General features: G+C 43.4%; 22 protein-coding genes. 3 read left to right on the top strand and 19 right to left on the bottom strand.

Translation table 11 applies throughout. The features are described from left to right. Positions 1-103: 103 nt before the first annotated feature. The 9 genes from R7E38_RS12885 to R7E38_RS12845 all read right to left on the bottom strand — a co-directional run bounded on the left by R7E38_RS12885 (position 104) and on the right by R7E38_RS12845 (position 8322). A complete protein-coding gene (locus tag R7E38_RS12885) occupies positions 104-592 on the bottom strand; it encodes a hypothetical protein (RefSeq protein ID WP_085569118.1) in 489 nt (162 codons plus the stop codon). A gap of 21 nt (positions 593-613) precedes the next feature. After that, complete coding sequence (locus tag R7E38_RS12880; RefSeq protein ID WP_226083223.1) at positions 614-1180, bottom strand: imm11 family protein; 567 nt, start codon at positions 1178-1180, stop codon at positions 614-616. A gap of 7 nt (positions 1181-1187) precedes the next feature. Beyond that, positions 1188-1934, bottom strand: a complete 747-nt coding sequence (locus tag R7E38_RS12875) for an AHH domain-containing protein (protein WP_226083226.1) — start codon at positions 1932-1934, stop codon at positions 1188-1190. A 2-nt stretch (positions 1935-1936) separates the two neighbouring features. Then, positions 1937-3454, bottom strand: a complete 1518-nt coding sequence (locus tag R7E38_RS12870; protein ID WP_085569119.1) for a PAAR-like domain-containing protein — start codon at positions 3452-3454, stop codon at positions 1937-1939. A 147-nt stretch (positions 3455-3601) separates the two neighbouring features. Continuing rightward, positions 3602-4393 (bottom strand): type IVB secretion system protein IcmH/DotU, encoded by a 792-nt coding sequence (gene icmH / locus R7E38_RS12865; RefSeq protein ID WP_005373354.1) that lies wholly within the window; start codon positions 4391-4393, stop codon positions 3602-3604. Beyond that, on the bottom strand, positions 4390-5715 hold the full coding sequence (gene tssK / locus R7E38_RS12860; protein WP_005373357.1) for a type VI secretion system baseplate subunit TssK: 1326 nt from the start codon (positions 5713-5715) through the stop codon (positions 4390-4392). The genes icmH and tssK overlap by 4 nt, the downstream gene beginning before the upstream one ends. A gap of 11 nt (positions 5716-5726) precedes the next feature. Further along, a complete protein-coding gene (gene tssJ, locus R7E38_RS12855) occupies positions 5727-6227 on the bottom strand; it encodes a type VI secretion system lipoprotein TssJ (RefSeq protein ID WP_005386118.1) in 501 nt (166 codons plus the stop codon). Then, the gene (locus R7E38_RS12850; protein ID WP_226083228.1) at positions 6220-7713 is read right to left on the bottom strand and encodes a type VI secretion system-associated FHA domain protein; all 1494 of its coding nucleotides are present in this window, start codon (positions 7711-7713) and stop codon (positions 6220-6222) included. The genes tssJ and R7E38_RS12850 overlap by 8 nt, the downstream gene beginning before the upstream one ends. Before the next feature lie 9 nt (positions 7714-7722). Then, on the bottom strand, positions 7723-8322 hold the full coding sequence (locus R7E38_RS12845; RefSeq protein ID WP_017633753.1) for a hypothetical protein: 600 nt from the start codon (positions 8320-8322) through the stop codon (positions 7723-7725). Positions 8323-8825: 503 nt separating this feature from the next. On the opposite strand from R7E38_RS12845, the gene R7E38_RS12840 reads away from it, so the two are divergent. Genes R7E38_RS12840 through R7E38_RS12830 form a run of 3 tightly spaced genes read left to right on the top strand, consistent with a single transcriptional unit; the run spans position 8826 to position 14040 of the window. Next, a complete protein-coding gene (locus R7E38_RS12840; RefSeq protein ID WP_172563743.1) occupies positions 8826-10139 on the top strand; it encodes a type VI secretion system ImpA family N-terminal domain-containing protein in 1314 nt (437 codons plus the stop codon). A gap of 27 nt (positions 10140-10166) precedes the next feature. Then, the gene (gene tssM, locus R7E38_RS12835) at positions 10167-13556 is read left to right on the top strand and encodes a type VI secretion system membrane subunit TssM (RefSeq protein WP_226083231.1); all 3390 of its coding nucleotides are present in this window, start codon (positions 10167-10169) and stop codon (positions 13554-13556) included. Between the two features lie 31 nt (positions 13557-13587). Further along, positions 13588-14040: an Lrp/AsnC family transcriptional regulator gene (locus R7E38_RS12830; protein WP_005373369.1), complete on the top strand. Its 453-nt coding sequence runs from the start codon at positions 13588-13590 to the stop codon at positions 14038-14040. A gap of 54 nt (positions 14041-14094) precedes the next feature. Here R7E38_RS12830 and tssG read toward each other — a convergent pair whose 3' ends face one another. The 10 genes from tssG to R7E38_RS12780 all read right to left on the bottom strand — a co-directional run bounded on the left by tssG (position 14095) and on the right by R7E38_RS12780 (position 26366). After that, entirely contained in the window at positions 14095-15093 is a 999-nt protein-coding gene (gene tssG / locus R7E38_RS12825; RefSeq protein WP_226083233.1) for a type VI secretion system baseplate subunit TssG, read from the bottom strand. After that, on the bottom strand, positions 15090-16838 hold the full coding sequence (gene tssF, locus R7E38_RS12820) for a type VI secretion system baseplate subunit TssF (protein ID WP_017633756.1): 1749 nt from the start codon (positions 16836-16838) through the stop codon (positions 15090-15092). The genes tssG and tssF overlap by 4 nt, the downstream gene beginning before the upstream one ends. A gap of 10 nt (positions 16839-16848) precedes the next feature. Further along, entirely contained in the window at positions 16849-17259 is a 411-nt protein-coding gene (gene tssE, locus R7E38_RS12815; protein WP_005373376.1) for a type VI secretion system baseplate subunit TssE, read from the bottom strand. 61 nt (positions 17260-17320) lie between these two features. Next, entirely contained in the window at positions 17321-18796 is a 1476-nt protein-coding gene (gene tssC, locus R7E38_RS12810; RefSeq protein ID WP_005373378.1) for a type VI secretion system contractile sheath large subunit, read from the bottom strand. An 8-nt stretch (positions 18797-18804) separates the two neighbouring features. Next, complete coding sequence (tssB, locus tag R7E38_RS12805; protein WP_005373381.1) at positions 18805-19311, bottom strand: type VI secretion system contractile sheath small subunit; 507 nt, start codon at positions 19309-19311, stop codon at positions 18805-18807. A gap of 26 nt (positions 19312-19337) precedes the next feature. Next, positions 19338-20912 carry a type VI secretion system protein TssA gene (gene tssA / locus R7E38_RS12800; RefSeq protein ID WP_226083243.1) on the bottom strand — a complete coding sequence of 525 codons (1575 nt, stop codon included), beginning with the start codon at positions 20910-20912 and terminating at the stop codon, positions 19338-19340. Continuing rightward, positions 20899-22899, bottom strand: a complete 2001-nt coding sequence (locus R7E38_RS12795) for a serine/threonine protein kinase (protein WP_053307564.1) — start codon at positions 22897-22899, stop codon at positions 20899-20901. Before R7E38_RS12795 ends, tssA begins: the two co-directional genes overlap by 14 nt. A 237-nt stretch (positions 22900-23136) precedes the next feature. Then, positions 23137-24081 (bottom strand): hypothetical protein, encoded by a 945-nt coding sequence (locus R7E38_RS12790; RefSeq protein WP_033906406.1) that lies wholly within the window; start codon positions 24079-24081, stop codon positions 23137-23139. Further along, positions 24074-25066, bottom strand: coding sequence for a DUF2169 domain-containing protein (locus R7E38_RS12785; RefSeq protein ID WP_226083245.1), 993 nt, complete (start codon positions 25064-25066; stop codon positions 24074-24076). Before R7E38_RS12785 ends, R7E38_RS12790 begins: the two co-directional genes overlap by 8 nt. Beyond that, positions 25047-26366, bottom strand: a complete 1320-nt coding sequence (locus R7E38_RS12780; protein WP_226083246.1) for a hypothetical protein — start codon at positions 26364-26366, stop codon at positions 25047-25049. The genes R7E38_RS12785 and R7E38_RS12780 overlap by 20 nt, the downstream gene beginning before the upstream one ends. Between the last annotated feature and the right edge of the window lie 82 nt (positions 26367-26448).

Here is a 26448-nt window from a genome sequence, read left to right as displayed (position 1 = left end):
TTAGCATGAGTAGTTTTACAGGCAAAGCCGAAACGGATGATAACCACCTACTGAAGTAGGTGGTTTAGGGCTGAAAATAAAAAGCGCCTTTCGGCGCTATTAATTATACATCCCTTACCCAAACGTCTTTGACGTCTTTCTTAAGAAGGTCAATCACACTCTGGTGAATAAAAACTAATCCAAAGTCTTCTTCTAGTTTAAATATTAATCGTTCTTCTAAGGGAATATTTTCTAATTTAGAGAAATCAAACTCCGTTGACTTGATATCTAACCAGTTTAACTTGCCGTATTGTTTTTCTTTGTCCGTCAATTTATAAGTTTGATGGATGTAAGGCATTCGATAATCTTCGTAAACTTTAATTTGATCATCTGTTGGTTGGCTTGGAGAACAATCGACACGAGCGTCTAACCACTCTACTCCGTGTACGACCAGTTTCTCCACTTTTGACGCAATATCGCTGATGATAAATAACTTTGGAGAAAAGGTCATTTCAAGCAGTAAATCAGGCTCAACTGGCACTATTGGCTTAGGGCTTTGCTGGAATGGGAAGTCAGTCAAAGATTGTTTAGATAAAACTATGTAGTTAGTCATTATTATATTTACCTACTTACACTAGACTCGGGGCGTCTCTTCGGATGTATCAAATGAAAAGGCAACGATACTAGTGTTTATTTTACCCTCCTCATCTAAACGGACAAGCGCTTCAAACAACTCGATTGAGAAGAACGTTTTTGTCATTCCGACAGGTTTAAAAACATGCCTCTTGCTATCCGGAAGTTCCTTGATCTTTTCATCAGATAAGTAAAAACGAGTAGTTACGTCAGTCACTTTTATGCTTTTATCATAATCAACGACATCTACTAAGTTATCTACTGCTATTAAGTAGCGCTCAGTTAACACTCCGTCTCCGGAACAGGTTAATTTTGCGGGATAAACTTCAACACCGTATGGGTCGAAACTCATAATTAGTTCAGCAATAGGCTTAGTGACATTAAAAGCACCGCCTCTGATTAAATCTAACGCTTCCATTTCATAGATATCATCATCTTTCCACACAATCTCACTTATACAAGAAGTGGGAGTGAAATCATTATCATCATAGAAAGACGACCGACTATCAACGGCTGTAAATAATGATTCACCCTCGTTAAAGTCTTCATTTATGTATGCTATTTCCATCTCAAACCTATAATTTACTAGCAACCTTTAGATAATTGAACTTAAGGGCTTTCTTATAAAAAAGTCCACTCCATATTTCTTCTATCTCCGGCCAAGTTGTATTTTTGTGTGTTCTTTGCTGACAATCTGAGCTTCTACAACCATTTCCTTTTGGAGAAAAGTCACCTCCTGTATTGTGAAGCAATATCGTAAATTCACTTATCATGTCACAAATTCTTTCCGAAAGATCATTCAGTTCTTTTCGATATACAGGAGGTGGCATTTCACAGTGTAGCTTTTCCAACGTCTCTAGCAATTCTTGCTTTACAAACTTATGATAGGCTTTAGAAGGATATGCTTTAATCTTATTTTTGTCTTTGTTCAGCATACTAGCCCTCTTCATTGGATTCCCTCCATTTAACATCGAGGTAGGCTCTGCATTAGAGTACACTTGTTCATCACTCTTAAGATTAAGTTTACTTACTGTATTTCTACCCGTATGACCGCTAGAATGCCAAGGCAATCGATACTTGCACGCAACCTTTTTAGCCGTACCTTTGTCACTGCTGGGAAGTATTACTATATTGTCTAAACTGTTCCAACTGTATTCTTTGTTTCGCATCTGTTCTGTTCGCTGAGTTGATAGCTTTTCGAACAAATTAAAGCTAATCAGATGATGTCCAGTAAGAGGACAATCACATTTTTCAGCTAATATATGATTAGCCTTTAGTAATGCTTCACCAGAAACATGTCGAGAAAAACCGTTATTGCTCATACTCATTTTTTCCTTCCTGGAAGGACACATTTTTTCTTATGTCGTTTATCGGCGATTGCCCGCTTACACACTCTACAACGAACTGTTTTAGTCCCTTTATCCTCATTTGCCTTCGCAGAACTCTTTCCTGACTGTGCAGACTCGCCAGTATTATGTTTTACTTTTGCTGGGTAAGTTTTCTCACTCTTACCTAAAATTCGAGCAAAAAGGTCATCAAACTCGCCCATCGCTTCTTTAAGCTTATCCGGTACCATCTTATCGATGATTTTTACCTCATCCGCTAACTTCAAGAAATACGTACCGAGCTCATCTGCACCCATTCTGTTTGCGTGTGAAGCCAACTCAGTTGCCACTTCAATGCAAGGTTTTAGAACATCGCTAACAATCTGGCTGGTCTGTTTTGCATAATCCATCCAATCTAACGTGCGTAGGAATTTTTCTGGATCGCCTTTACCCATGCCTCTTAAAACAGCAAGCAAAGTATCTTTTGATGTTCCTTTACCGCCTTTTAACGCAACTTTACAAGTGCCTTTGACTGCACTACCAAATGTCGGGACACAACCGATAAGCGTTAATGAAAGAGCTAGCCAGTTTTCCGACTTTTCACGTTCTTCCTCATTCAACAACGTCATAATGTTCGCTGATAAATCGCGGACATCTGCTGCTTGATCGACAACAGGGATCATGGTCAGGGCCGTATTGGCAATAATCTGTTCTACGGAGGCATCATCGTTAAAGTCACCAAGAATGACGCCCCAAACCCAGCTTGCAGCACCAGACATTCTCTTCCACGCATTCTCCCAGAAACCGACTTCTCCACGCTTAGCTTCTTCAATAATTAGCTGCGCGTTTGCACTTGGATCAAAGTTCGGGTTGGTCTTGGTTGGGACATTTGGCATAAAATCACGGCTGTCCTCGCCGTACTCTATAGCAAACTCCCCCGGAGCAACGCCACCAACAGATGCTTTACCGTTGTCGTCGAGAGTTCCTTCAAACACCGCGCCAGATTGATCTGTGAGAGTGTATGTTGCGCCTTGAACGGGTTCACCGTCTGAGTATGAGAGATACAAATCAACCGTATACGTCCCTTCCTGCTCTTCACTCACAGAAACCGATGGGTTTTGTGCGCCGCCAAGACACACAGTGTTGGCTTTGTTCATGGTCATTTGATCGGACAGGCGACATACGCCCTTACCTTCAAACTTAACCGTTGGTGAAGCTGAAATGAATTTTGCTTCGGCTTCTATCGTGCCTGAGGAAACGCCTTTTCTGTCACCGCCCGCATCGCCGGTACTTTTTGAGAACGTACTGCCCTTGATAGCGACACTGTTACCGCCATCCATAGAGACTGTCGTAGTCCCACCAGCAAGGTCTGCTGATTTAGCATTGTTGCCATAAGGGATAGGGACGACTGGCTTGCCGACCTTAGTTAAACAAACATCTGGGAGCGTTGCATTCGCTTCACCACCTGAGCCTTTATGAACTATCGAAAGTCCATTCGCACCAACTGTTACGCCCATAACCAATCCATTTGAATTTTATTGATTGAATGATAAAAGAGATCGCAAACTGCAATCTCTCTAAATAACTAGTGAATTTCACTAAAAGACCAGTGATATTCACAATAAGCCCTAAAACTGGCAGAAGATCTCATTTTAGATCTCTGGTTATCTATACATTTCAAGCAGTTGCTGAAATTTTAAGTCTATGACGATGTAGGTTGCCGCATACATAAGCGCAAACGTCATCGCACTAAGACTTAAGATCAGCTTGGGTGAAATTACCCTTTTTAACGGCTTCTTTAGATATTTAGCTTTAAGGTTGATTAAAGAAACTTTTTCTTGTTCTGCTAGGCGGTCATCTCGCACTAATCGATAAATGGTGCTGCCAATTTCCGCTAACTTTTCGTTGCCACGCTCTTCACGGCCGTACTTGCCTTGGAAACCAAGTTGAAGCAATAAATAGAGAAACTCTATAACGTGACGGTATTTGCGAGGGTCGGCTTTTAAGCGGTCGAGAATAACGAAAAACTTGTCACCACCAGATGTTTCGTTGTGGAATTCAGACAGTAAGCTGTTCTGGCTCCAGTGACTATTTGCCCCCCACTCTTGTCGACAAACAGATTCATCAATCGCCGCACACAAGCAGTAACGAATAACAAGAACCGAAGCACGATCGAGCTCCATTTCATTAAGTTTTCGTTCACCTTTTCGAATCTCACGTGCCACTTGTTCACGAAATGGCATCGGGTCATCAAGCCAAGGGATCGAAGACATACAAGACAGACTGGCGATCAACCATGAGAACTGGTCCACTAGCGGGTTAATACCCATGTTGTCGATAGATAGATCTTGTACTGCGATGTTTCTCGACAAGTCAGGCGCTGGCATTACCTCCATTGGTTTGCCAGGCTCTGGTTGGAATAAGACTACGGTGACGTCGGTTTCTGCGTAACTCATAGACGAACGGCCCAAAGTTGCAATGATAAGTTAGCGAAATCGCCCGCAACGTGAATCGCAATCGCAGCAGTGTTCTTCAATGCCATCCACTCTTCGCCCGTTTTATCGAGCTCGAAATAGGTGTAGCCAGCGTGATACGGCAGCGCGCGTGGCACAACTGGCATTGGTTTGATCTCAATCCCAGGCAGTTGAAGGTTAATCAAGTCACGTATGTTATCGATAGAACCGATCTTCGTTTGGCTGACAAACTGGGTATGCAGAACATCCAAGGTCACGTCGGCTTTAACTGCGAGGATAAAGGTTGTCGTATCAATGATCTTATTGTCAGGGATTGCTGCCGTTCTGATGCCATAGTTCTGATCTTTTAAGGTCAGTGGAATTGCTCTTTGCTCAGACATCACGCTCAATGTCATTTTCGCACTGTCTAGGACGCGAGAAAGACAGCTAGTAAGATCACCATGATTGTACTTCGTAAACTCAATAGGTCGGCGTGTCGTTGAGCACAGCGTCGAAAGCTCACCTTCTGCCTGAAGAAGAATTCGATACAAAGACTCAGGATGCACAGCTTCTGTGCTTGCGAAATGCCAAAACAAGGGTTCGTATCGGTTGAGCGCTTGCAATAGCATAAAGTCAGAAACCGATGATACGCCTTGTTGATCCACCACCCCTAATCGCTGAACTATCGATTCCGCGCGATGCTTCAACATAGAAGCAAACTCGGTCGCAAATTTACTCAGTACTGTCGACGCATGAATATCGATACAGGTAGGAATGAAACTATCATCTAAGATCACGCTGCCATCAGGCTTCACTTCTGAGATCTTTAAGATCGGAATAGACGTGTAAGCACTCTTATCTTCATGATCGTACATTAAGCAAAAGTTAAGCTTACCGACGACGATATTTGCCATGTCTTCCGAATCATAACAAGCGTCAACCGCTTCTTGAGATTCCATCGTATAGCGCGCACCGTCTTTTTTGGTACCAAATAACTCAGAACGTTCCGATGGTAACGGACAGCACAAATAAACGACTTTATCGGCAATCGAAGGATCTACATCTTTCACTTCAGGCAGCTCAGCAAGCAACGGAAGCTCAAATGGTGTCCGGTCTTGTAAAATACCTTCAGCACGAGTAATACCGATTTTACCCAGTGCTAGTAACTGAGAGTTGATTTCTAAACGTTTAATTCCCCAATGCAAAGGCGATGCATTGGCACTCAGTAGGCTCGATAGTTTACTTTGCGAACGATCGAGTTGTTGAAAATGCTGCGGCTTCATGAACATTCCATCTTGCCAAACAACTGGATTGTATAAAGACATGTTTCTATCCCTTAAAAGTAAACCTGTTCAATGCCGCGAGTGTTATCAGAAATTAACTCACTGCCCTCTAACTTGAGCTTGATGTAGTACTCGCTCTTCTCTTCAATAACTTCAACTTTTCGCCAAGACGAACCATCAATATCACGAAAAGCCACTGAAAAACCGACGGCACGAGTGTCAGGGTCTAGAGTTAGCATTTCATGAACTTTTCCACCTGGCTGTATTTGATATTCGTAACGTTTGATGTACTCATCACCCAACGACGCTTTATCGCTCTCAAACAAGGCAAAGAAATCTAAGCTTCGGAACAATACTGGCGAACTTAATTCGTGAAGACGGAGAATAACTGGAGATGACTGGCCCCCATTTCTCACATTGAGTACAGGTGATGCCTCAATAACCAATTCAATCGACGAAGTTTCTGGTGTGATACCAGTGGACTCTTTAAATTGATCCCACATGGAACAACCGGACAACATGGCAAATCCGAGTAATACGGCGATACTACGCATGGTTTCCCTTAATCACTTTGTTATAGTTTTTCTTAATCAGCCCTTTTAAGAATGTTTCATTAAGCAGGCGACGATTATTAGTGTAGAAATCTAGGTATTCGGCCCACAACTTTGACTTAGTTGAGAACAAAGACTGGCTAGTGACCCTGTTAGCAAATGCTACGGGATCGTTCGTTTCTGACTGTTCTAAAATGAGCTCATTCAGTGCTTTGTTAAACATAACTTGGTGGTCGCTCAGCTCATCGAGCATTTGTTCAACCAGTTCATTTGGAGCCAGTAATTGCTGACTATTCAAAGTGAGCATTAGCTCTGCAATGTTCGAGTTAGCCTCACTCGCACTCTGCTCATCTTTTAACGATTCCACTTCGTGCAACTCTTTCTGTAGGTTATCAATACATAAACGCAAGCAAGTGCCCATTTGCTTGAATAACTGCGCCTCGTTTGTCATCAACTCTGAGTTTCGAATACCCAAACCATCAAAAAACGCTTGCGCTATATCTTGAGAGCAAACGGCCGCATCAGTATCGACTTGTGCTTTCGTCGTACTGTTTATCGCGTGCTCTGCCGTAGGTATTTGAAGTTGCTGATTAGTGTTAGGAGAAGGCGTAAAAGATTGGGTCATCTCTTCCCATTTTGACCCTGTGTTAGCCTGCTCTACGACCATCTCAGTAACATTAGGCGTACGATGTTGTCTTTGAATCGTGCTATCTGGGGCTACTGTGCCAGGTTGCATCACCTCAGCTGAGGCAATATCGGCTCTATGTACCTCACCGCTTTCTGGCGCTAATGCATCATTGACTGATGCGTTACTCTTGGTTTCCACAGCCATCCAGTCTTCAGGGATTAGGCTTGGTTGATCAAATTCGGAATATATACTGAAACTGTCATCGACCACCTGACGTGTGCTTTCCACGGTTCTAGGTTGTTCAGATTCTGTACGCTCATTATCACGAATTAAGTAATCGTCATCTCGCTGCATCGAAAAGTTAAGGTGAGCAACAGGATCATGACAATCAATGTCATCCTGTTTAGTCTCCATAAACAAATCCTCTAAGGCACCGACTTTTTCTTCCTCTTCGACAACCGCATCTCCTAGACTAACCAGAGGATCGCTAGATACTCGCTCAGGAGCAATATCAGCGGCGATGTCTAGTGTTGAGGTAACGTGCTCAAGAGAAACACCAATCTCATATTGCCCTAAAGAAATGATGTCGCCATCAACTATCGCAACGGGTTGATTTTTTAATATTTTATTCCCATTTACCATTGTGCCGTTAGTTGATACGTCACTTATATAATAGGTATCTCCATACACGCTGAGCAAACAATGAGTGCCCGATATAAAGCGGTTGTGATCGGCTAAAGACACGCTACAGCTTGGGGAACGACCTATCGAACCACCACTTTCAGGCATTTCAATATGCTTTGCACCGGTGTATTCCTCTGGACACTTTGAGATAAATAAAACTAGCTGATTTGAGTACATTTACGAACCTCAAAAGAGCAAAGAAACTGATAGTTCAAGCCCACCAATTCCATCATTTACAACCGGAAGGATATAAGAGGCCTGCGGGATAATTTGTATATGGGCGTCAGGATTACTGCCTAACTTTATAGCAGTACCAAGGGTCACAACCGCACCTAACTCAAACTGGTCGATGTCTTCAACACTCTCATAACGATAGCCCTCTTGGTCTACTTGCCAGCGATTAGAATATTGCGAGTAACCGACAGACAAGCCCGCACCAACGTATGGCGTGAAAACACTCCAAGAAGTCAACGCATATTGAGGAACAACACGAAGTTCATAGTTCGTCGCTTCTTGATATAAGCCGTTTGCTGGCGCTTCAATATCTTCTGCTAGATAGTTTAGCCCTAACCACCAACGCCAACGGTTATTGTTTTCATCAATAGGACGAGTATGAACCAAGCCGAACCTAAGCGTATCCTGCTCACCACTTTTACCTTCATCGTATTTAATGCTATCGATAGTCAACATACTGGTAGAGAGTCCATATCGCTCCCCTTTTGCCATTGCAACAGAAGAAAATAGACACATGGCTGAAATCAGCCCAATTTGACTTGGTTTTAGCATTTCGTCCCTCTAGGAAAACCGATATTCTACTTAGAGGCGAAAGATATCAATTATATTCTCTTTTTCAATAAGCCTAAAAAAACACCTATAATTTAATACATTTCAACTATCAGGTTGGTTGTTTTACCTACAAACAAAAACTAAAGAACCGACTACAGATTAAGTGACGAGACAGTAAATCTTTCTATTTAAATAGAAGTCACAGAATTTGATTGCTAATTGAACAAACCGTAATCTCCGATAACAATTTAGTTACTTTTTAATCAACGTTCTCATCTTCATATATAAGTTTCTTCTTATAAATAGACTTAACTATTGATATTAATATTATGAACAAAGATCACACTAAAAGTAATTTAATTTCTTTTAATGAATTTTTATTATCTAATCCGCTTATTTTGTCTATAGAATTGCGGCAGATGTGCACTGCTTATAATTTAATATAACAGTAGTGAAATCCTATATAACTTAATACTTCTATATGATCAGTTGGAACTTTCCTTATGTTTTTTACCGACTTCGCTCGAAGACCAATCGATGAAAATAACCCAAGCGGCTCTAATCCTAATGGTTCTGAGGATTTTGACGAAATTAAACGTCAAATAAACAACCTGAATAAAGTCACAGGGAGAGTCTCGTGGAAAACGGTTCAAACACTCTCAAAAAAGATCTTGAGTACCCAAGCGAAAGACCTACGTTGTTGCTGTTACTTTACCGTTGCGTCAACCTATAACGACGGCTTAAGAGGCCTTGTTGAAGGGTTAAACTCAATACTTGATGTGTGTGTCGTATATTGGTTCAACGCGTATCCAGAGCATTCAAAGTCAAAGGCACGAATGAGCGCTATTGAATGGATGGTAGAGCATACTGAAAAACGAATTAATAAGCATCGAGCGTTACCAGAAGAGCTTCCATTGATAGAGGCAGCACATCAGTTATGCTTGAGGATTGAGGAAGAGCTTCGTCTTCATTACGGTATTGAAGCGCCGTCATTAGGTCGCATTCGCCGTATTTTGAATCAATGGATTGAGCAGATAAAAGAACAACAGATTGCGGCTGAGTTACGCGAGAAAAAACAAGCCAACACTAGCGCTCCTGCAGCAACGCAGAAGGCACCTGAAATTAAAGTGAATGTGTCTCCCTCTCCAGCACCGGTGTCACCACCCAACCTAAATAGCCAAGAGAAAGCATCACCGGCAAAGTCTGGTCGATTTATGATCTACTTCGTTATTGGTTTGATTGTTACTGCGATATGTTCACATTTCATGTACGAGCAACAACGTTATCGAACATTGGAACAAAAAATTAATCAAGCTTCACTTAATGAACTTGTAAATTTGGTCGCCTCGTTAGATTACGAAAATAAAAAATATGCTCAGTCATTGAAAACGCAGGCCATTAATCGTGTCGATATTATGATGAATAACTGGTTTTTAGACTCGGCAAAAGTAAGTAACGTCAGCGAGCTCGATAGCTTGACCAATGAATTAATCGCGATCTATCCGGATTCGTCTTCTGCACAGCAACTACGTCAGAACTTTTTGACACAGAGCGCCCATTTAGAAGACCAGTTTATGGATGTTTATAAGCGATTCTCAGACGCAAGAACGGTGTTTGCCAACGTAGCTAGACAGAATGTAGATAAGAACTCTGAAAAGGCGTACGAATACAGTAACTCGTTATTCCCGCTTTTAGGTCGTATTGAATACGCTGAAAAGTATTCACAGCAAAAGGAAATTGACCGCGCAACCCTTTTACTGAACATCTACCTATATAAATTGAGTCAGCTACAAGCTGAAAAAACTGACAATAAATAACAATACAATTAAAGAAGTTTTAGGCTTATGTTCAAACAAAAACTGTTTAGAAATCCAGTGGTGATTTCTACTATATTGATGTTTTTAGTGGCTGCAATTATCACCACTATTTATCTGCTTTTTCTTGACGAAATCGATCAACTTTATCTTTGGCTGACCCTTGGTGCTATCGCCATTGTTTACGTCACTTTTCAATTCACATTATGGTTGAAGAAAAAGAACAACGCTAAAGCTCAACATTTGGAAACCGAGGAAGAAGCACTTTCTATGGTTATCCAGCCTCTTCTTGCTAACTCAGGCAAGAAACCAATTTACCTGATGCTTGGTAATAAAGGGTCAGGGCGACGTCAATTTTTATTTAATTCTAGTGCAATCAAACCGATGGATCGCACTAGAACCGCTAAGAATGACTTTTTTGAATGGTACGAATCTGACAGCGCTGTATACATCAAACCAGACCAACGCTTAGTGTTCCAGGAAGTATCAAGCAGTGATGCTTCTTTATGGAATACGTTCATTGAAGAAGTTATTCATCATCGACCTCGAAAGCCATTTTCAGGCTGTCTATTCTTCACCGATTTCGAGTTCATGATCGTCTCTGAGCCAGAGCAAAAAGAGTACACCATTTCGTCGTTATTGGCGCGCTTGAGTAGCATCAACTCTAAAACGTCTTCGGCATTGCCAATCTATTTGATTATGTCAAAGCTAGACAAGTTAGATGGCTTTAAAGAATACATGCACTTTAGCTCTCTCAAGACACGTGTTGAGTTCCTCTCTATCCCACTAAAAGAAGCCAAAGGTGTATTTGCAGAGTACTACCGCGATAGCTATCGAAATCTAGTGAGAGTGCTTGAAAGTAATGCGCTAGATGCATCCGCTAATTCAACGGACATTGATGAGAAACAAGCAATACTCGCTTTTCCTAAGCAGTTTGAGCTATGTCAGTCTGAGGTCAGCTATGTGCTTGAGCGTCTATGTGATGTTAACAACGGTGTCTATTCACTAGACATCCGTGAGATTTTCTTTAGTTCGAGTCTGCAAGGCGGTCGCAAGTACAATTTACTTGCAAAAAGTTGTAGTAATTACTTCAACTTACCTATTATCGCGTCAGAGCATACTCAGTTAACAGAAACGCCTTATTTCTCTCGCTTTCTGATTGATTCACAAATATTGCCGGAAAGCGACTTTGCGGGCGAAAACAAGACGTATCTTCGTCTAATTCAGAGACAAAGCCGTTTGGCAATACTCGGCTCTATTATCCTGCTTACTGGGGGCAGTTACTTCTTTTTCACGACATTAGACAGTAACTTACATGTGATAAATCAACTCTTGAGTATCGATGACAAATCACAAGTGGAACAAGATGCAAGATTCAAAGAGCTTTTAGCGAAGGCGACGAAAGCAATAGAGCCTTCTTATGGGGCGTGGCTTAAAGGTTCTAAGGCTTTGGATGAAGAGATATTACCACTCAACATTAGCCGTTTGGATCAAAGCACTCGCATCGCATACGAAGCATTACTTAAGGACGTTGCTCAACAGTTGATACCTCTCATTGAGAAAGGTTACCGTCTACAACTGACACAAAATCAAAACACTTTTACACGCGCTTTACCTCTATTGAAGGGGTATCTAATGCTAAACGATCCAACAAAGCGTGATACCCGTTTTTTGCGTCATCAAACTCTCCAAATGATGAACGACTTGAGCAACCAAAGTGACGTCGTCAATCAGGCGATGCGCTATTTGGACGCTTACTTTCGCACGCAGTTTGAGCCAATTGATATCAATATGGATCTTGTTCGCGCAACACGTCGCTCATTGCTAGCAAATTCGAATGTTGATCTCGTTTATGCAGGCATTTTAAACGAAGCAAATTCGATTGATTTAGGAACCCTAGATCTGCAACGAGCTGTGGGTTTTGAGTTTAGCAATGTATTCAACACACCAATCGATAGCGAACGCTTGATCGTAGATAAGATCTATACCTCCACTGGTTTTAGCACTTTTTATCGACCACGCGTGGACCTAATGTCACAACAAGTCATCAGTGACAACTGGGTTTTAGGTCTGTCACAACACGTTATTCCTACTAGTGAAGAACAAGAAGCCTTCAAAGAGGAAGTACGTAAAAAATACACTGATGACTACATCAGTAATTGGCGCAATGCGCTGAGTGAACTAAAAGTCCAGAACTATGACAATGTCGGCGATCTAACGAACGCGATAGACTTAATCTCGGGCCCTTCTTCACCAATGACAACCGTACTGAAACAGGTCTATGCCAACACACAATTTTCACCCGTTGGTGAAAAAAATGCTCTGATTTCAAAACTAGACCCGAAACTCGTGGCAGCGGCAGACTCCGCATCAGACGCAGTAGAGGAAGTAGTTAAGCCTGATTACTTGTTGATGAAACGTGTTGAACAAGCTTTTCACTTATTAAACCAACTTCAGGTCAGTGAAACACCAAACTCCCCTACTCCTTGGGATGAGACCGTAACAGCGTTAAGCCGTGTTCGCACATATATGAAAGACATCGCTGATGCACCTGACCCGCAAATGGCGGCGCTAGCGGCAGCTCAGCATCGAATGAACAGCAGTGAAGCTGACCCATTAATCAAACTTAAACAGATTGCCCAAAAATCACCGGAACCCGTTCGTAGCTGGTTGTTAGATGTGGTTCAACAAAGCTGGTCAGTCATGATTAAAGAGTCCGCTAAAGGCATTCAAACCCAATGGTACAGCGAGATTTACACCAAGTTTAAAGAGATAGGGCTGGGACGATACCCATTTGATCTAACAGCGACCGAGGAAATCTCAATTGAAGATTTTGAATTACTGTTTGCTTCAGGTGGCTTGTTAGACACATTTATTCAGAAAAATTTTGCACCGTTCTACGATACCAATTTATGGACGCCCAAACAGGTGGATGGCGAGACGATGCCAATCTCTCCGGCTCTGTTAGTGCAACTGCGTAACTATAACGTTATTCGAGACACATTAATTAATAAAAGCACTAACCGCGTTCATATTCCGTTTAGTGCAAGAGTACTCGATCTTGATTCTAGTGCGATTAGAGCGAGCTTAAAAATTGCAGATACCAATATAAGTTACTACCACGGTCCAAGCCGCATTCGTGAAATGGCATGGCCACCGCAAAATGGTGACTTCAATATTAGTATCACACTCCAGGATGTAACCGATGAAGGCAGACAGCACGTTTTAAATAAGAGTGGTCAATGGGCGATATACAGATTGCTAGGTGACTCGACCTTGACAAACACTCATAACGGCAGCTTTGTCAGTGACATAAAAGTGTCAGGGAGGGACTTGAGCTTACGCATCACTCCGTTGACACAGAAAAACCCATTCACTCTTGCTGAGCTGTATAACTTTACGCTCCCAGAGTCGATTTAATAACAATATAAAAACAAAATAGGCAGAACACATGATTTCAAACATGACTTTACAAGGTTTAGATAAATTAGATCGAAAAATACTTTCAAGTCTATTGTCGAATGGGCGAGAGTCGATTGCGAATCTATCCCGAAACATTGGTTTGTCTCGAACAGCAGTAGCAGAAAGAATTAATCGTTTAGAAAAGACCGGTATTATCAAAGGCTATACCGCACAGATTCGTGTAGAAAATGAAGGGCGAAAAGCCGCTAGTTATCTACTGATCTCTTGTGAAAAGGGTAAGAAGAATGATGTAACGAATGCACTTAAAGAAATCCCTGAGGTTCGCTTAACGAGCGTTGTTGGTGGCAACTTTGATATTATTGCCCTAATTGAAGCGCCCGACCTGCAGTCTATTCATCATCTTTGTAATGAAATTGAATCATTTAACGGCATTCAAAGGCTTGATACTACCGTTGTACTGCACCAGCCGATCAGTCGTTAAGCTTTTCTGACCTCTTTGAGGAAAACATAAAGGGCCGCTCGTTGAGCGGCTTTCTTATATGCTTCCGATAAGTCGAATTTTGGCGTCTTTATCACCTGGGTTGCCAAGCCAGAACGTTTGACCTAGTTGGTTCCCTTTTCCATTACCCAGTTTGTTTTCTGGAATACTGTCGAGGTTAACTGTCAACTTTAGGTCCCACGACATTGGGTCACGCAGAATAAAGCGCATCAAGCCCACCAGCGTCTTATGTAACTCACCATCGTAGGAAAACTGCTTAAACGTTTCAAAATCAATGTTGTCGATACACAAGTTAAACTTGCCGTTCAAATCCGCAATGCTTTGTCCCAAGTGTAAGCTTTGCCCCAATACACAATTGGAACGATTGAGTTTGTTACGCTGGCTTTCAGCGATTTCTACGCGTCTATAAACCCATTCTTCGATTCGCACATTCGGCAGCGAAAAGTAGTGCGAAACAATACCGGAAATAAGCTTGGGTGAGCGTGTACGCGTAGATAACTGGTTCACGTAAGACAGAACTTTCGCTCGATCTAACTCCGCTACTTCACAATCTTGCATAACGCTAGAAAGACCAGCCAAATGCAGTATGCGCCCAGAAAAAGCATCGCTTGCCCCGCTTTTGTACTGCACGTGATATCGGTATTTCTTCCAAACACGATACAGTAAGCTTGTATAGCGGTTGTGGAAAAAGTCGAAGAAATCCTTCACTGGGTTATCATCGGGATCACGACCGACGAGTTTCTCAGTGTAAGACGCAGGCAGGGGCGAGCTTGAACCATGCAAGCCAAGAAAGTTCGTCTCAATACGTGAATATTGCTGTCCGTTTCTTTCCATATGAGTAATAAAGTCCATATCACTCTTTGGAAAGCACAGGTTTGGCGACACGCTGAACTCAATTCGCTCTTGGTGAAAGTATTTGTTCTCGCCCACGGCAACAAAATTTGAGTTTGGCTCCAGCTGGTAGTGTTTCTCTAACAGCAACACCGCTTGGTAGAAACTAAACTCATTCGACTTATCAGAAAGTGTGTTAATCATAGTATCGTCTGCTGCCCGATTAGGCTTGCCCAGTTGTAAACCTCGCCCGTCGCTTCATCGAACACCTCTAGTTCGGTAAAGGAGTTCACACTCGAATACAAACGGATAAATTCATTCAATACCGTGGCCATAAGGAACATATCGCCTTCATTTACGAAGAACTTAGAGTCCGTCACGAGCTTGAATTGGTTACCACGCACAGATACACCACGAAATACGCGATCGATTGGTTTCATCTCTGAAGAAATAATGCCATCAAGTCGATGAATCGACGCGCGGTGGGCTTGTCTATCGACTCGAGAGTGGAAATCATAAGTCGAGAGCAACACTTTCAACACATCGATATTGGCCAAAGACAAGTAGTTGAGCGACATGTTGGCAATCAACTGCCATTGAAGCTCACCATTAACCTGAGGACTTACTGACTGTGTTGGCTTAGTAATGTTTTTAAACGTCGCATACGTTGGCGATTTGTGCGTCGCGTACGTGATATCTCCTACTGACAGGCGCTCCGCTAAGTCCGCGTTACTGCATTGCAGTTTCATCAATACTGTTTCAGTCCCTAAATCCGCGATGTCGCCATTGTGAGTATGGAATGAGATATAGCGCTCTAACCCTCTTCCGCTTACTCGCTCGCCCACTTTGGATTTGTAGAACTCTCGCTTATCACGCTGGTTGATTTGGTGCTCAAACGATTCAAATTCAATCAGTGGTTTTCGGCGACGCTCGTCTTTACTCCAGCTCTCCACTTGCTCAATGGAATAAACCTCGTAATGCTCCTGAGTGTTACTTTGTGGACGCACCTTGTACTCGTTTCGTCGATGCTCTAAACGGATTGGATCGCCGTCTTTTTCAAACAAGTTGACGGCAGGTGTGCAGTGCAACCTTAAGTGTTTATCTTTAAGCACCACTTCTGAAGGCAAAGCACGCTTAAAGTGGAATTTGATTTTGACCGTACTGCGTTGGGGAATGCCTTTTAACCACTCTAAACCCTTGATGTCGAAGAACATGAACTTATCTGGCAAAGAGAAGAATTCTTGCAGCAAGCGGTAACCTGCGAAGGAGTTTTTACTGTAAGGCAGCAGCGCTTCGTCTTCTTCATGCCCCACTGGCTTAACGTATTCTGGCCCTAGGCGGTGTTTGTAGCCACCACCAACATCTAGCTCGACGTAATCTAGATAACGGAACAGCCATAAGAAGACAGTGCGAGTAATATGAATCTCACCATGCAGGTGCAATCGCAGCGTGTCTAAACCTATCCGAGACAGCTCAAGGCCATGCTCCGTCGATAACGTCACATCAATCATCGAACTGGTGCGGCTGTTAGTTTGTTCAATGTTAGTAATCGTAATTGGGTATAGATTGACGTCATAACAAGTACGGAACAAACACTGCGTGCCTTCTACCTGCTCGCTGGCCATTTCCGCACCACGTTTCACCACGGTTTTCTCAGTAACACTTCCGGTATGCGGTTTTAGTTCGCTAATGCACAAAGACGGGATCGAACGCATGTAATGTGGCCACAGCAAAGTCATCAGAGATTGCGTTAGCTCAGGAAGTTCATCGTCAATCTTTTCGCGGATGCGTCCGGTCAAAAAAGCAAAACCTTCCAGCAATCGTTCGACATCTGGATCAAAAGTTCCTTCAGAGAGAAAGTGAGTTAACTTCGGATGATATTTGGCAAACTCACTACCCGACTCGCGTAAATACGTGAGTTCATCTTGAAAGTATTTACTGTTACTCAAGTGGCACCTACTAAACGTTAAATTGGCCGTCGGTTCCCATGTAGACATCGATCGACATTGGGACTTTACCGCCGTTATGGGAAACTTCGCCGCGAATACCAAAGCCGAGTTGTAATGGATTATGGTGGTCTTCACGGTAATGAACCTCGACATTAAGCAGTCGGGGCTCAAAGCGCTCTATGGTTGACGTGATGTTTTTTTGAATATGGCGAACGAGGTTTGTGTTGTTAGAAAGTACGTCGTTAAAATCTGGCAGACCATACTCATTGTCGATCATTGCGTTGCCGGAGTGCGTATTCAACAAGTCAGCGAGATGCGAGTGAATGGATTCAATCAAATGCTTATGAGACACCACTTTCTCGTAGCAGTTTTTTGGTTCTCCTAGCTCGATCCGCTCTAAAAGACGGTAACCTTTTTCCATATGCGGTCCTACGAAAAAAGCAGCCAGTCTTCACTGGCTGCTTGATGGTTTCAGTAATGGGTTATTGGTCTAGCTTACCAACTAGAGACAAGTCGAAGCTGGCGCCCATGTACTTGAAGTGAGGACGTACAGACATCGATACTTTGTACCAGCCTGGATCGCCTTCTACGTCTGATACTTCAACCTTCGCAGCGCGAAGTGGGCGGCGACCACGAACTTCCGCTGGCGGGTTCTCCTGGTCAGAAACGTATTGACGAATCCACTTGTTCAATTCGATTTCTAGGTCAGAACGCTCTTTCCAAGAACCAATTTGCTCACGCTGTAGCACTTTGATGTAGTGCGCTAAACGGTTGATAATGAACATGTAAGGAAGCTGAGTACCTAGCTTGTAATTCATCTCGGCTTGTTTGCCTTCCGGCGTGTTCGCAAACACTTTTGGTTTTTGAACAGAGTTTGCAGAGAAGAACGCCGCGTTGTCAGAACCTTTACGCATGGTTAGCGCAATGAAGCCTTCTTCCGCTAGCTCGTACTCACGACGGTCAGAAACCAGGATCTCGGTTGGGATCTTAGTCTCGATTTGACCCATAGCTTCAAAGTTGTAAACCGGTAGATCTTGTACAGTACCACCGCTTTGAGGGCCAATAATGTTCGGACACCAACGGTACTTAGCAAATGATTCACTGATCTTAGACGCCATCGCGTACGCTGAGTTACCCCATAGGTAGTTATCATGGCTGTCTGTCACTTGCTCATCGTAGTCAAACGCCTTAATTGGGTTGTCTTCAACAGAGTAAGGCGTACGTAGCATAAAGCGAGATGTACATAGACCTAGGTAACGTGCATCTTCGTGCTCACGCAGACCACGCCATTTCGCGTACTGTGGACCTTCAAATACAGACTTCAGATCTTTTAGGTTTGGCAGCTCTTCGTAGCTGTCTAGGCCAAAGAATTTAGCCGATGCCGACGTGATGAATGGTGCGTGAGACATTGCGCCTACGTTCGCCATGTATTCCATCAGTTTGATGTCAGGCGAAGAGGCAGACATAGCGTAATCACAAATGACGGCGCCAACAGGTTTACCACCGAACTGGCCGTATTCACGTGTGTAGATTTGCTTGTACAGGCCAGACTTCACCACCTCTGGAGCGTCTTCGAAGTCATCAAGAACTTCGTCTTTCTTCGCAGAGATCAGTTCAATTTGAATGTTCTCGCGGAAGTCAGTGTGATCAACCAGGTACTTAAGGCCACGCCACGTTGATTCAATCGCTTGAACTTCTTCGTTGTGAAGAATTGCATCAACTTGCTTAGACAATTTTTGGTCGATTTCAGAGATCATCAGATCAACCAGAGATTGGTCGACTTTCTCTGTGTTCGAACTGCTTAGTAGCTCACTGATGAATGCTTCTACGCCGCGTTTTGCAACGTCAAAACCTTCATCACTTGGCTTTAAACGTGTTTCGTTAAGAATGCTATCCAGAAGTGAGCCTGATTCAACTAAGGCTGCTTCTTGTTCTGGCGCTTGTGCTTCTGCAGACATGATATCCCTTACTCTTCTTTCGCGTCTTGGTCGTTGCCAATGCTTAGTTCATCCAACAGTTTCTTTCTCGCTTCTTCATCTTGAAGAACCGATGCGATCTTCTTACGGAACGCAGGAACATTTCCTAGAGGACCTTTAAGTGCAACCAAGGCTTCGCGAAGCTCAAGTAGGCTGTTTAGTTCAGGTACACTTTTCGCGATCGCTTCAGGTGAGAAGTCCTTCATGTTTTGGAACGTCAGATCAACACCAATCTGGCCGCCTTCTTCATCAGAAAGACGGTTTTCAACGTTGACTTTAACGTTTGGAGACATGCCCTCTAGCACTTCGTTAAAGTTGTCTTTGTCGATGTTAATTGGAGTACGTTCTTCAATTGGTGTCTCATCTGCACGCGCAGTAAAGTCGCCAACTACCATCATGCTTAGCGGCAGCTCTACGTCTTCTTGCGTATCGCCAGTTGCTGGAACATAACGGATATTAATTCGCTCTTTAGGAGCCACCGAGCCGTCACGTGACATAATTCGTTCCTTATCTAACTCTTTAATTAGTCGTAAATTGCTTTCCACTCTTCATACTTCTCAGGTAGAAGATCCTTGCTTCCAAATAACCGATGGAGTGTTTTTCGAATTAGGTCTTCTAACTGTGACGATAAGTGGGGTTCCCAGCTCGCGAGATTAAACGCTTTTTGTACTTCCCACCCCTTCTCAAGATACGGCAAACACAACGGGTATAATCCAACAGACTGGTAAGCTGCTATCAATTGTAAATACAGCATGAACTGCCCACGTCCCGAGCTATCCAGCTCAAGTTTGTGGGCAAGCTCTGCGGCACATTCCCCTAGATTTTCTAGAGTGATATCCTCCATTGGCAGCGAGTCTTCCTGCGAAATCACAACCGTTTGAACAACGGGTTGAGAAGTCGAAGAAGTAGTATCTTGAGTCGATAACCAGCTCAAGGTCGCTTCATCTGCAAATGGTATAGAATTCTTAAATGAGAGGTGCTCGATGCCCTCTAGCGATTCAACAAAACGCGTCACTTCTTGTTTCACAGCAAGCGCTGCATCATCAAAGCCCAAGTTATTAAGCATCGAATACACGAAGTAATGGCCCGTCAGCCAAAACGGCGCATCCGTTAATGTGCGCTCCAAACGCTTAATCGTGTCGATGTCGCTTTCTTGGTCAGCTTTATCTCGGTATTCCGCTTGTTGATCGGACGACACTGCCAAGCTCAAAGACGTTTGATTATTTTGGTGGTCGGGTAGACCATCAATGTCATCCCAAGTCAGATGACGATAAATCCGGTAAGCCAGCGGATCACTTGGGTTCGCATGAAGCATGACTTCCGCAACCTTCTTCAAGGTGCGCTTAGAAGCCGTCGGCGAAGAGAAGTCCGTATCGACATCGACTTCTTTTGCTACCGCTTTCTTAACTGGCGCAGGTTTAGGGGCCGGCGGAACCGCCTTCACCGGTGCGGTTTGCACTTCACTCTGCGCTGGCGTTTCTTCGGCAGCAGGCTGCGTAGCTGGTGCAGGCGCCGCTTGTTCGACGTTAACGACTGCATCATCGCTCTGCTCATCAGCCGCCGCTTGTTGAGATAAAACATTGAGTTGAGTGCGAATCTCAAAGAAATCCGCTTCTGAGTCTTGATAAACCTCGTCGTATTGACGCTGCACTTCTTCAATAGTCGAAATGCAGTTTGATACCAAATCCCATGACTGAGCGCTTTCCGCTAACTTGCTGCTGACCAGTTTAAACTGATGGTTCAACCATTCGACCGCGCCATCTCGACCCCGCTTTCGGGAAGGATACAATTCAACGCCAAAGCGACTTAACGCCTCACTAAGCAGCTTTAGACCTTGTTCAAAGCCTTGCAGACCAAACTCTTCTGTTAGCGCGCGAACGAGGTAACAAATGGCTTTTAAGTCTTTGCTGTGGTGCTCTAGAACTTCGGTCGCGTGCGTTTTTACCACGCTCCAATCTACTGTTTCGCCAAACAAGGAACCGAATTTCTTCACTTCGGACTCCATCATTTCATAGCAAAACTCGTAACGGGCATCGTTTCCCACTGGAGATTCATCAGAAATAGGATTAAGCAGACGGTCGATATCAATGTTGGACAAAATTCACGTCTCCTTCAGTCAAGTAATCTCTCAACGCTCGCGCTACCGCAATTGCGCCATTTGCTGGCTTAGATAATCGATGGCTCTGCTCTATCGCATCCGACGCCATGCTATCTAGAATTTTCGTGATTTCTGTAAATTTACTTGGTGCATTCCGTTCTAAATCGGCAAGGGATTCATGTAGCTTTTGTTTGTCGTAAACGGATTGCTCCATCACGGTGCTAAACAAAATAAATTCGCTTCTTGCGACGATTAAATCCTTTATTTTTTTGTCTAGTTCTGGCGTATTACCGAAGTAGGCTTTGGCTAATTCAGCTTCTTCAATTGCTTTGGTGTAAAAGTGCGCCTCTGCATGTTTATCGATGGAGTCATTAATATTTTCCATCACAGCCTTTGGTAAGATTTGGTTGTAGAAATAGGCTTGTGACTGGTTTAACAACCATGCCTCTTTCATTTCATTTTCTGCGAGCTTAGCTTCACCATCTAAAATTAAGCGAGCAATCTGCTTATCTCGACTGCCAGCTATGGCAGATACTTTCATGGAATCGATAGACGCGACATTTAATCCAGACATCACTTTAGTCAACGCCTCATCCGCATATGGAAACAGGGCACCGTCACGAACAAGGGTTTCTCGCAAGGTGACAAGCTCTTTACGTAATTCGACTAATGCCATTGGTAAGCCATCCGCTAACGATTGATACGACGTTAACTGAGCCTGTTTTTCTTCATATAAATTCGAGAGGCTTAACTGCTGAGCTTGATATGCTGTTCGATAAGCTACTGTCATATCAATACTCTGAGTAGCTTGAGACAATTCTTCTTTGATTTTCCATGGAGGCTGAGCTAAAAAAGAAGCCGTTTCAGAGGGCGTAATAACGTGAGTTACAGTAGTGACACCTCGGGAAAAAATGGCATCCAATTGATCTTTATTCTGTTGATATAAATAACTTCCTGCTGTTGCCAGCACACTCAGCACTAAGCTCGCCTCTAATATTTTAAAGCGACCGTACGCCGTTTTATCATTTGGCTTACAGTGTGTAAGCAGCAAATCCGCGTTACGCAAGCTACTGAAAATTGGTGCGTTAGAATTTGAGCTAATTGATTGCGTATCGATTCGCGCTAACTGTTGAGCAAAAGAAATAGCGGTATAGCCATGCCCTCTTGGTTTGTTGATGACTTCTTTCAGCAATTTCCAAATATGAACCGGGATCAAAGCCGGACGCTTTCGATCTTTTAACTGCTTATTCCAAGCATCACCAAATATTGATCCTAAAAATAGGTGTCCAGCGAGCAAAGCGAGAGAGTAAACATCATCTTGCGGTTCCGCGATGCCAGTTTCTATATAAAGAGGGGAAGCGTAGCTCAAGCTTGCTTCTGCGTAAGGTTCTGTCTCTCCAATGTAACGAGCAGCGCCGAAATCAATGAGCTTAACGTAATCGCCTTCACTCACTAATACGTTAGATGGTTTAATATCAAGATGGCAGATACCTCTTGTATGCATAAACTCTAGAGCGCCAGCGAGTTGATACACCAACCAAGCGATGTGGTCGTGGCGGAAGCCTTTAGAAGAATGACGCTCCATTTTTTCTGCCAGTGATTCACCTTGGATCCACTCGTACATCAAATATGGGCGTTCGAATTCGTTGCCGATTTTTACAAAGTTAGCCACGCTAGGGTGTTGAGAAAGCTCCAGCCTGCTCGCTTCGTTAATCAACATTTTGCTCGCAAATTCTGGCGAGTCATCATTGATAACTTTGCAACAGATTTGCTTCTCTGGCTGCCCTTTTTTTGCAAGATGGTAAACCGTTGTCTTACCATTTTTAGAAGGAAGCTTGTCTAATACATCAAACTGTGAAAAAAGCACGTACTCAAGCTTCGGCTTATTTTTTTCTGCTAGCCTTTGCTCATTCAGTTTCTTTTTCTCAATAGCTTTAACAACCAACTGATCGATATATCCTTTGGCTGTACTCTGATTATTAGACACTTAGTACTCTTTGATAGAATAAATATTATTAGAGTTGAATAATATTTTCTTGAACGTACTTGTATCAAGGTTGGTATTTAAAACAAACAGTAAGCCTATTATTTTAGTTATTATTACTAACTTATTAGACCTTTTTACTTACGCTTTCACTGCATGAGTTATACGCTTTTTCATGTTACAAACTTCAACCTAATAATATGAGTATATTTTCATTGCCATTTGATCGATGAGTGCCCACTAACATTGCAGTAATTGGAGAACTCCTTTGTCACCATGAAAGTCGAACATTAACAATGTAGTTGGTTGCTTAAAGTGGTGCTCTCTGACCGCAAAGGCAATTAAAGCGAGAGAAGAACAACTACCCATTGTGCCCCACAACTCATTGATAAGCTGCGGTTGTTCTGGGTTCGTGAATCGTTCTGCTTTCGCCCCCAGAGCAAAGCCGTAATCTTCCGAATGCATGCGCAGGTTCGTCATATCGGAATACACTTCACCAAATGAATCGAGCTTTTTACTCGCACGTTGAACAAGTCGAAACATGCCTCTTCGGTCTGAAGTGTTTAATTCCGTATCAATGTAGCCAAGCTGCGCTTGAGGCTTAAGTTTCAATGTTTCTACGGTGTTTTTTCGACAAAGAATTAAACCCGCCCCACCCTCGCTCGGAATAACGCCCCATGGATTATTGGTACTCATTACCATCGCATCGTCGATGAGTGTTTGCATCGAACTCACCAAGGAATCGACACTGATACACATCATAGCATCATATTTATCCAATGATTTCATGGCCTGGAGAACGAAACTGGGCCCACTGGCATGAACAGCATTCACCACAGAGAGAAATTCAGCATAGTTACTTTCACCAAGCCATTCTTGCACCTTTACTAGTGAAACAGACGCAGGCACAGCTATAAGCAAAGGTATTGGTCTCAATGAACGTGGTAACTGTGCTAACAATGAATCAAGCAAGTGGGTGATTAACTCACACGTTTTCTCAAACTGCTCACTTTCTTTGGTGTATTCGATTTTGGCGTAAGTAAAACGCTCGATACCATCATCCCCTACACATTGGTCGAATCTTCCTAAATCAGCATACGAAACTGCACTAGCAATATCTAAATTCATACCGGTTGGCGTCATCACTTCCATCCCTAGCACGTAACGGCCTGTTGAATTATGCATGCTCGCTTACCTCTTCCAACTTAGTGATCGATGTCGACACCAACAAATGCTCCTTGCCCTGACAAGGAAACGCAGCGGTGTAACTGATTGATATAGTTTTCTTTTCCGCATCAACGAATAAGGTGTACATCGCCATATCAGCTTGATAACTTTGATCTTTGAACGTCGCGATCGCACGGTATTTTTCTTTAGGAATTCGAAATGAAAGCGTGTCATCATGACAAAAGCCACTCATCATCAAACGCTCCCCCCCACGAAGGAAGCCTTTGCACTGTTGATCAATAGGCGCGCTTTGGAAGAACCGCTTATCAAAATCGAGTGGCAACATTGGCTTGCGGTTCTCAATCCAATCGTCATCGAACGTGCCGGCCAGCTTCTGGCGCACCTCAAAGAACGGAGGTACTGGCCCGAACCCCGCAACGCGTAGTTTTTTCGCGGCGGCACTCCAGTCCTCTCGGGGATAAAAAACCGAGGGTACTTTCTGTTCAAGCAATTCTTTGTTGGAGTCGGCAACCCCACCACCTATCCGGTTACGTAAATCACCGCCTACCGCGCAAGTGTAATCAATGTCTTTTTCAATAAATGGGACTGGATTGCTCAGCGTGATACTGCCAGCATGCTCAACCCATACGCGTTCCCCGTGAATAGCGAGAGTCTTATCGATATGACCATCAATCAGCACACGACACTCTTGGTATGTCACTGGCTTTTTCGCGTAGCTGCGCGCTTTGCCGTAAACAAGTACATCTGTGTTTTCTTTGGTATACGCGAACTCGTGGTCAACTTTCATCGCAGAGAAACCTTCTTCGCCCAAATATTGGGGATCATCAAAGATTTCACTTTCACCTAATTCGTGCCAAACCACACCATCGAATTGCCAAGTACGTTTAGCGACCACAACCCACACTTCATCGCCGTTTTCGTCACGTTGAAAACGACCTTTAAGTGATAGCTCAGGGTGCGCCTCAATATCCCATAACTGCATTGCTATTCCTTAAGTTGAATCGTTCGCTCGCAGAAGGTGCGGCCTTTAAATTGTTAAAGTTCCAGTCTTGTTGATGAATCGGCATTGCCATATCCCAAGGCACGTAGGCTCTGGATTGAATACAGAGTTGACGCCATAGCCAATCGCGGAACAGCACATCAACGTTAGAATCTTGCATCGCAGCTAACGTAGACTCGAAGCTCAATGCGTAACCCAAGCGGCTTGGTAGATTTTGGATATATTTTTCGTCTTCCACCCACTCATTGAGCAGATCGACGATCTCTTCCCATTCATACTCGACACCAACATCTTGCGGAGTCAGAGGAAGAAGCTTTCCGTAGACGACATACAAAGCTTGAAGCCAAATTTCACCCTCAGCTTCCTCCAGACTTTCCAAGTGCTCGATGATTTGAGGTACCAGTTTCCAATCACCACCCAGCGCAAAATCAACAGGTGCTAATGAAGAAGAGATATCAAACGCCTCAAACTCTTTTAACTCAAGCAACTTGGCATAAGTAAGCACTTGCGCTGATGGTAATCCATTTGGTTCGATGCCAAAGCACTGACGGAACCAAGTGCCTCTGTCACGTTTGGTAATCAAACGTTCAAATAGATATTGTTCGCTGCCTGCATTGTCATTGAGCCAATCAATCCCCTCTTTCACGTCTTGTAAAGCGAGCAGTGGCAAAGCAACATGAGAGCTAATGATGCTGGCTTTGTGCCAGCGCTTGATGAGAGAAACACTTAATGTTTGACGTACACGTAAGCATTCAAAGTAAAACGCACTGGATGTCGCATTACCCTCAATAAGCTCCGAAAGCGTGCTATCCATAGATTCAACCGGAGATTGTACGGCAATGACCATTGCGGTTTTAGCGTCAATATCTTCGAGTAAACTCAAGCCGCACAAAAGGTTATCCAACGCTGAGCCCAACTCGCCTTGTAGCATCAGCCAGCTGTAGATTTCTGGCTCCTGGCCTCTTAACTGATGAATCAACCCCGGTGCTAGCCGATAAAACGACAAGTACACCTGCTTCAGTTCTTCAATTTGGCGTTCGATCAGCTTGAGATACGCCAACTCACGACTTGGATAACCCCTTTTGTGAATTTGAACTCGCTGCCTGATTAAAAACCCGATACTTTCAGAAGCAATGGACAGCTTTTCATTACAGAAATCCAGCCATGTTACTGGCAACTGGGAAAGGTCATTCACAGCGCGACCAGCTTTTGCTAACGCGCCTTCGACTTCTTGATTGGTTATGGGTGCCTTTAGGTGCTCGACACCGATTCTTTGTCGCATCTAGTTATCCGTTATTAGCGTGCCATAACGCGATTGCAATTAGTTAATACAAAGTAATTAGCTAACTCGACGTAAATTAGCT

The sequence above is a fragment of the Vibrio sp. Vb2131 genome (assembly GCF_033338535.1).
Classification (GTDB): Bacteria; Pseudomonadota; Gammaproteobacteria; order Enterobacterales; family Vibrionaceae; genus Vibrio; species Vibrio alginolyticus.
Note: the sequence above shows the minus strand (reverse complement) of the source record. Positions and strands in the feature narration are given on the sequence as shown.

Excerpts from the sequence above, each read along its gene's own strand:
- R7E38_RS12830 (WP_005373369.1), top strand. The coding sequence starts at position 13,588 with ATGATTTCAAACATGACTTTACAAGGTTTAGATAAATTAGATCGAAAA.
- R7E38_RS12875 (WP_226083226.1), bottom strand. The coding sequence starts at position 1,934 with ATGAGCAATAACGGTTTTTCTCGACATGTTTCTGGTGAAGCATTACTA.
- R7E38_RS12780 (WP_226083246.1), bottom strand. The coding sequence starts at position 26,366 with ATGCGACAAAGAATCGGTGTCGAGCACCTAAAGGCACCCATAACCAAT.
- tssM (WP_226083231.1), top strand. The coding sequence starts at position 10,167 with ATGTTCAAACAAAAACTGTTTAGAAATCCAGTGGTGATTTCTACTATA.
- tssG (WP_226083233.1), bottom strand. The coding sequence starts at position 15,093 with ATGATTAACACACTTTCTGATAAGTCGAATGAGTTTAGTTTCTACCAA.
- R7E38_RS12870 (WP_085569119.1), bottom strand. The coding sequence starts at position 3,454 with ATGGGCGTAACAGTTGGTGCGAATGGACTTTCGATAGTTCATAAAGGC.
- R7E38_RS12785 (WP_226083245.1), bottom strand. The coding sequence starts at position 25,066 with ATGCAGTTATGGGATATTGAGGCGCACCCTGAGCTATCACTTAAAGGT.
- R7E38_RS12850 (WP_226083228.1), bottom strand. The coding sequence starts at position 7,713 with ATGTACTCAAATCAGCTAGTTTTATTTATCTCAAAGTGTCCAGAGGAA.
- R7E38_RS12790 (WP_033906406.1), bottom strand. The coding sequence starts at position 24,081 with ATGCATAATTCAACAGGCCGTTACGTGCTAGGGATGGAAGTGATGACG.
- R7E38_RS12840 (WP_172563743.1), top strand. The coding sequence starts at position 8,826 with ATGTTTTTTACCGACTTCGCTCGAAGACCAATCGATGAAAATAACCCA.
- R7E38_RS12885 (WP_085569118.1), bottom strand. The coding sequence starts at position 592 with ATGACTAACTACATAGTTTTATCTAAACAATCTTTGACTGACTTCCCA.
- tssB (WP_005373381.1), bottom strand. The coding sequence starts at position 19,311 with ATGTCACGTGACGGCTCGGTGGCTCCTAAAGAGCGAATTAATATCCGT.
- tssK (WP_005373357.1), bottom strand. The coding sequence starts at position 5,715 with ATGTCTTTATACAATCCAGTTGTTTGGCAAGATGGAATGTTCATGAAG.
- R7E38_RS12880 (WP_226083223.1), bottom strand. The coding sequence starts at position 1,180 with ATGGAAATAGCATACATAAATGAAGACTTTAACGAGGGTGAATCATTA.
- tssE (WP_005373376.1), bottom strand. The coding sequence starts at position 17,259 with ATGGAAAAAGGTTACCGTCTTTTAGAGCGGATCGAGCTAGGAGAACCA.
- tssC (WP_005373378.1), bottom strand. The coding sequence starts at position 18,796 with ATGTCTGCAGAAGCACAAGCGCCAGAACAAGAAGCAGCCTTAGTTGAA.
- tssJ (WP_005386118.1), bottom strand. The coding sequence starts at position 6,227 with ATGCGTAGTATCGCCGTATTACTCGGATTTGCCATGTTGTCCGGTTGT.
- icmH (WP_005373354.1), bottom strand. The coding sequence starts at position 4,393 with ATGAGTTACGCAGAAACCGACGTCACCGTAGTCTTATTCCAACCAGAG.
- R7E38_RS12845 (WP_017633753.1), bottom strand. The coding sequence starts at position 8,322 with ATGCTAAAACCAAGTCAAATTGGGCTGATTTCAGCCATGTGTCTATTT.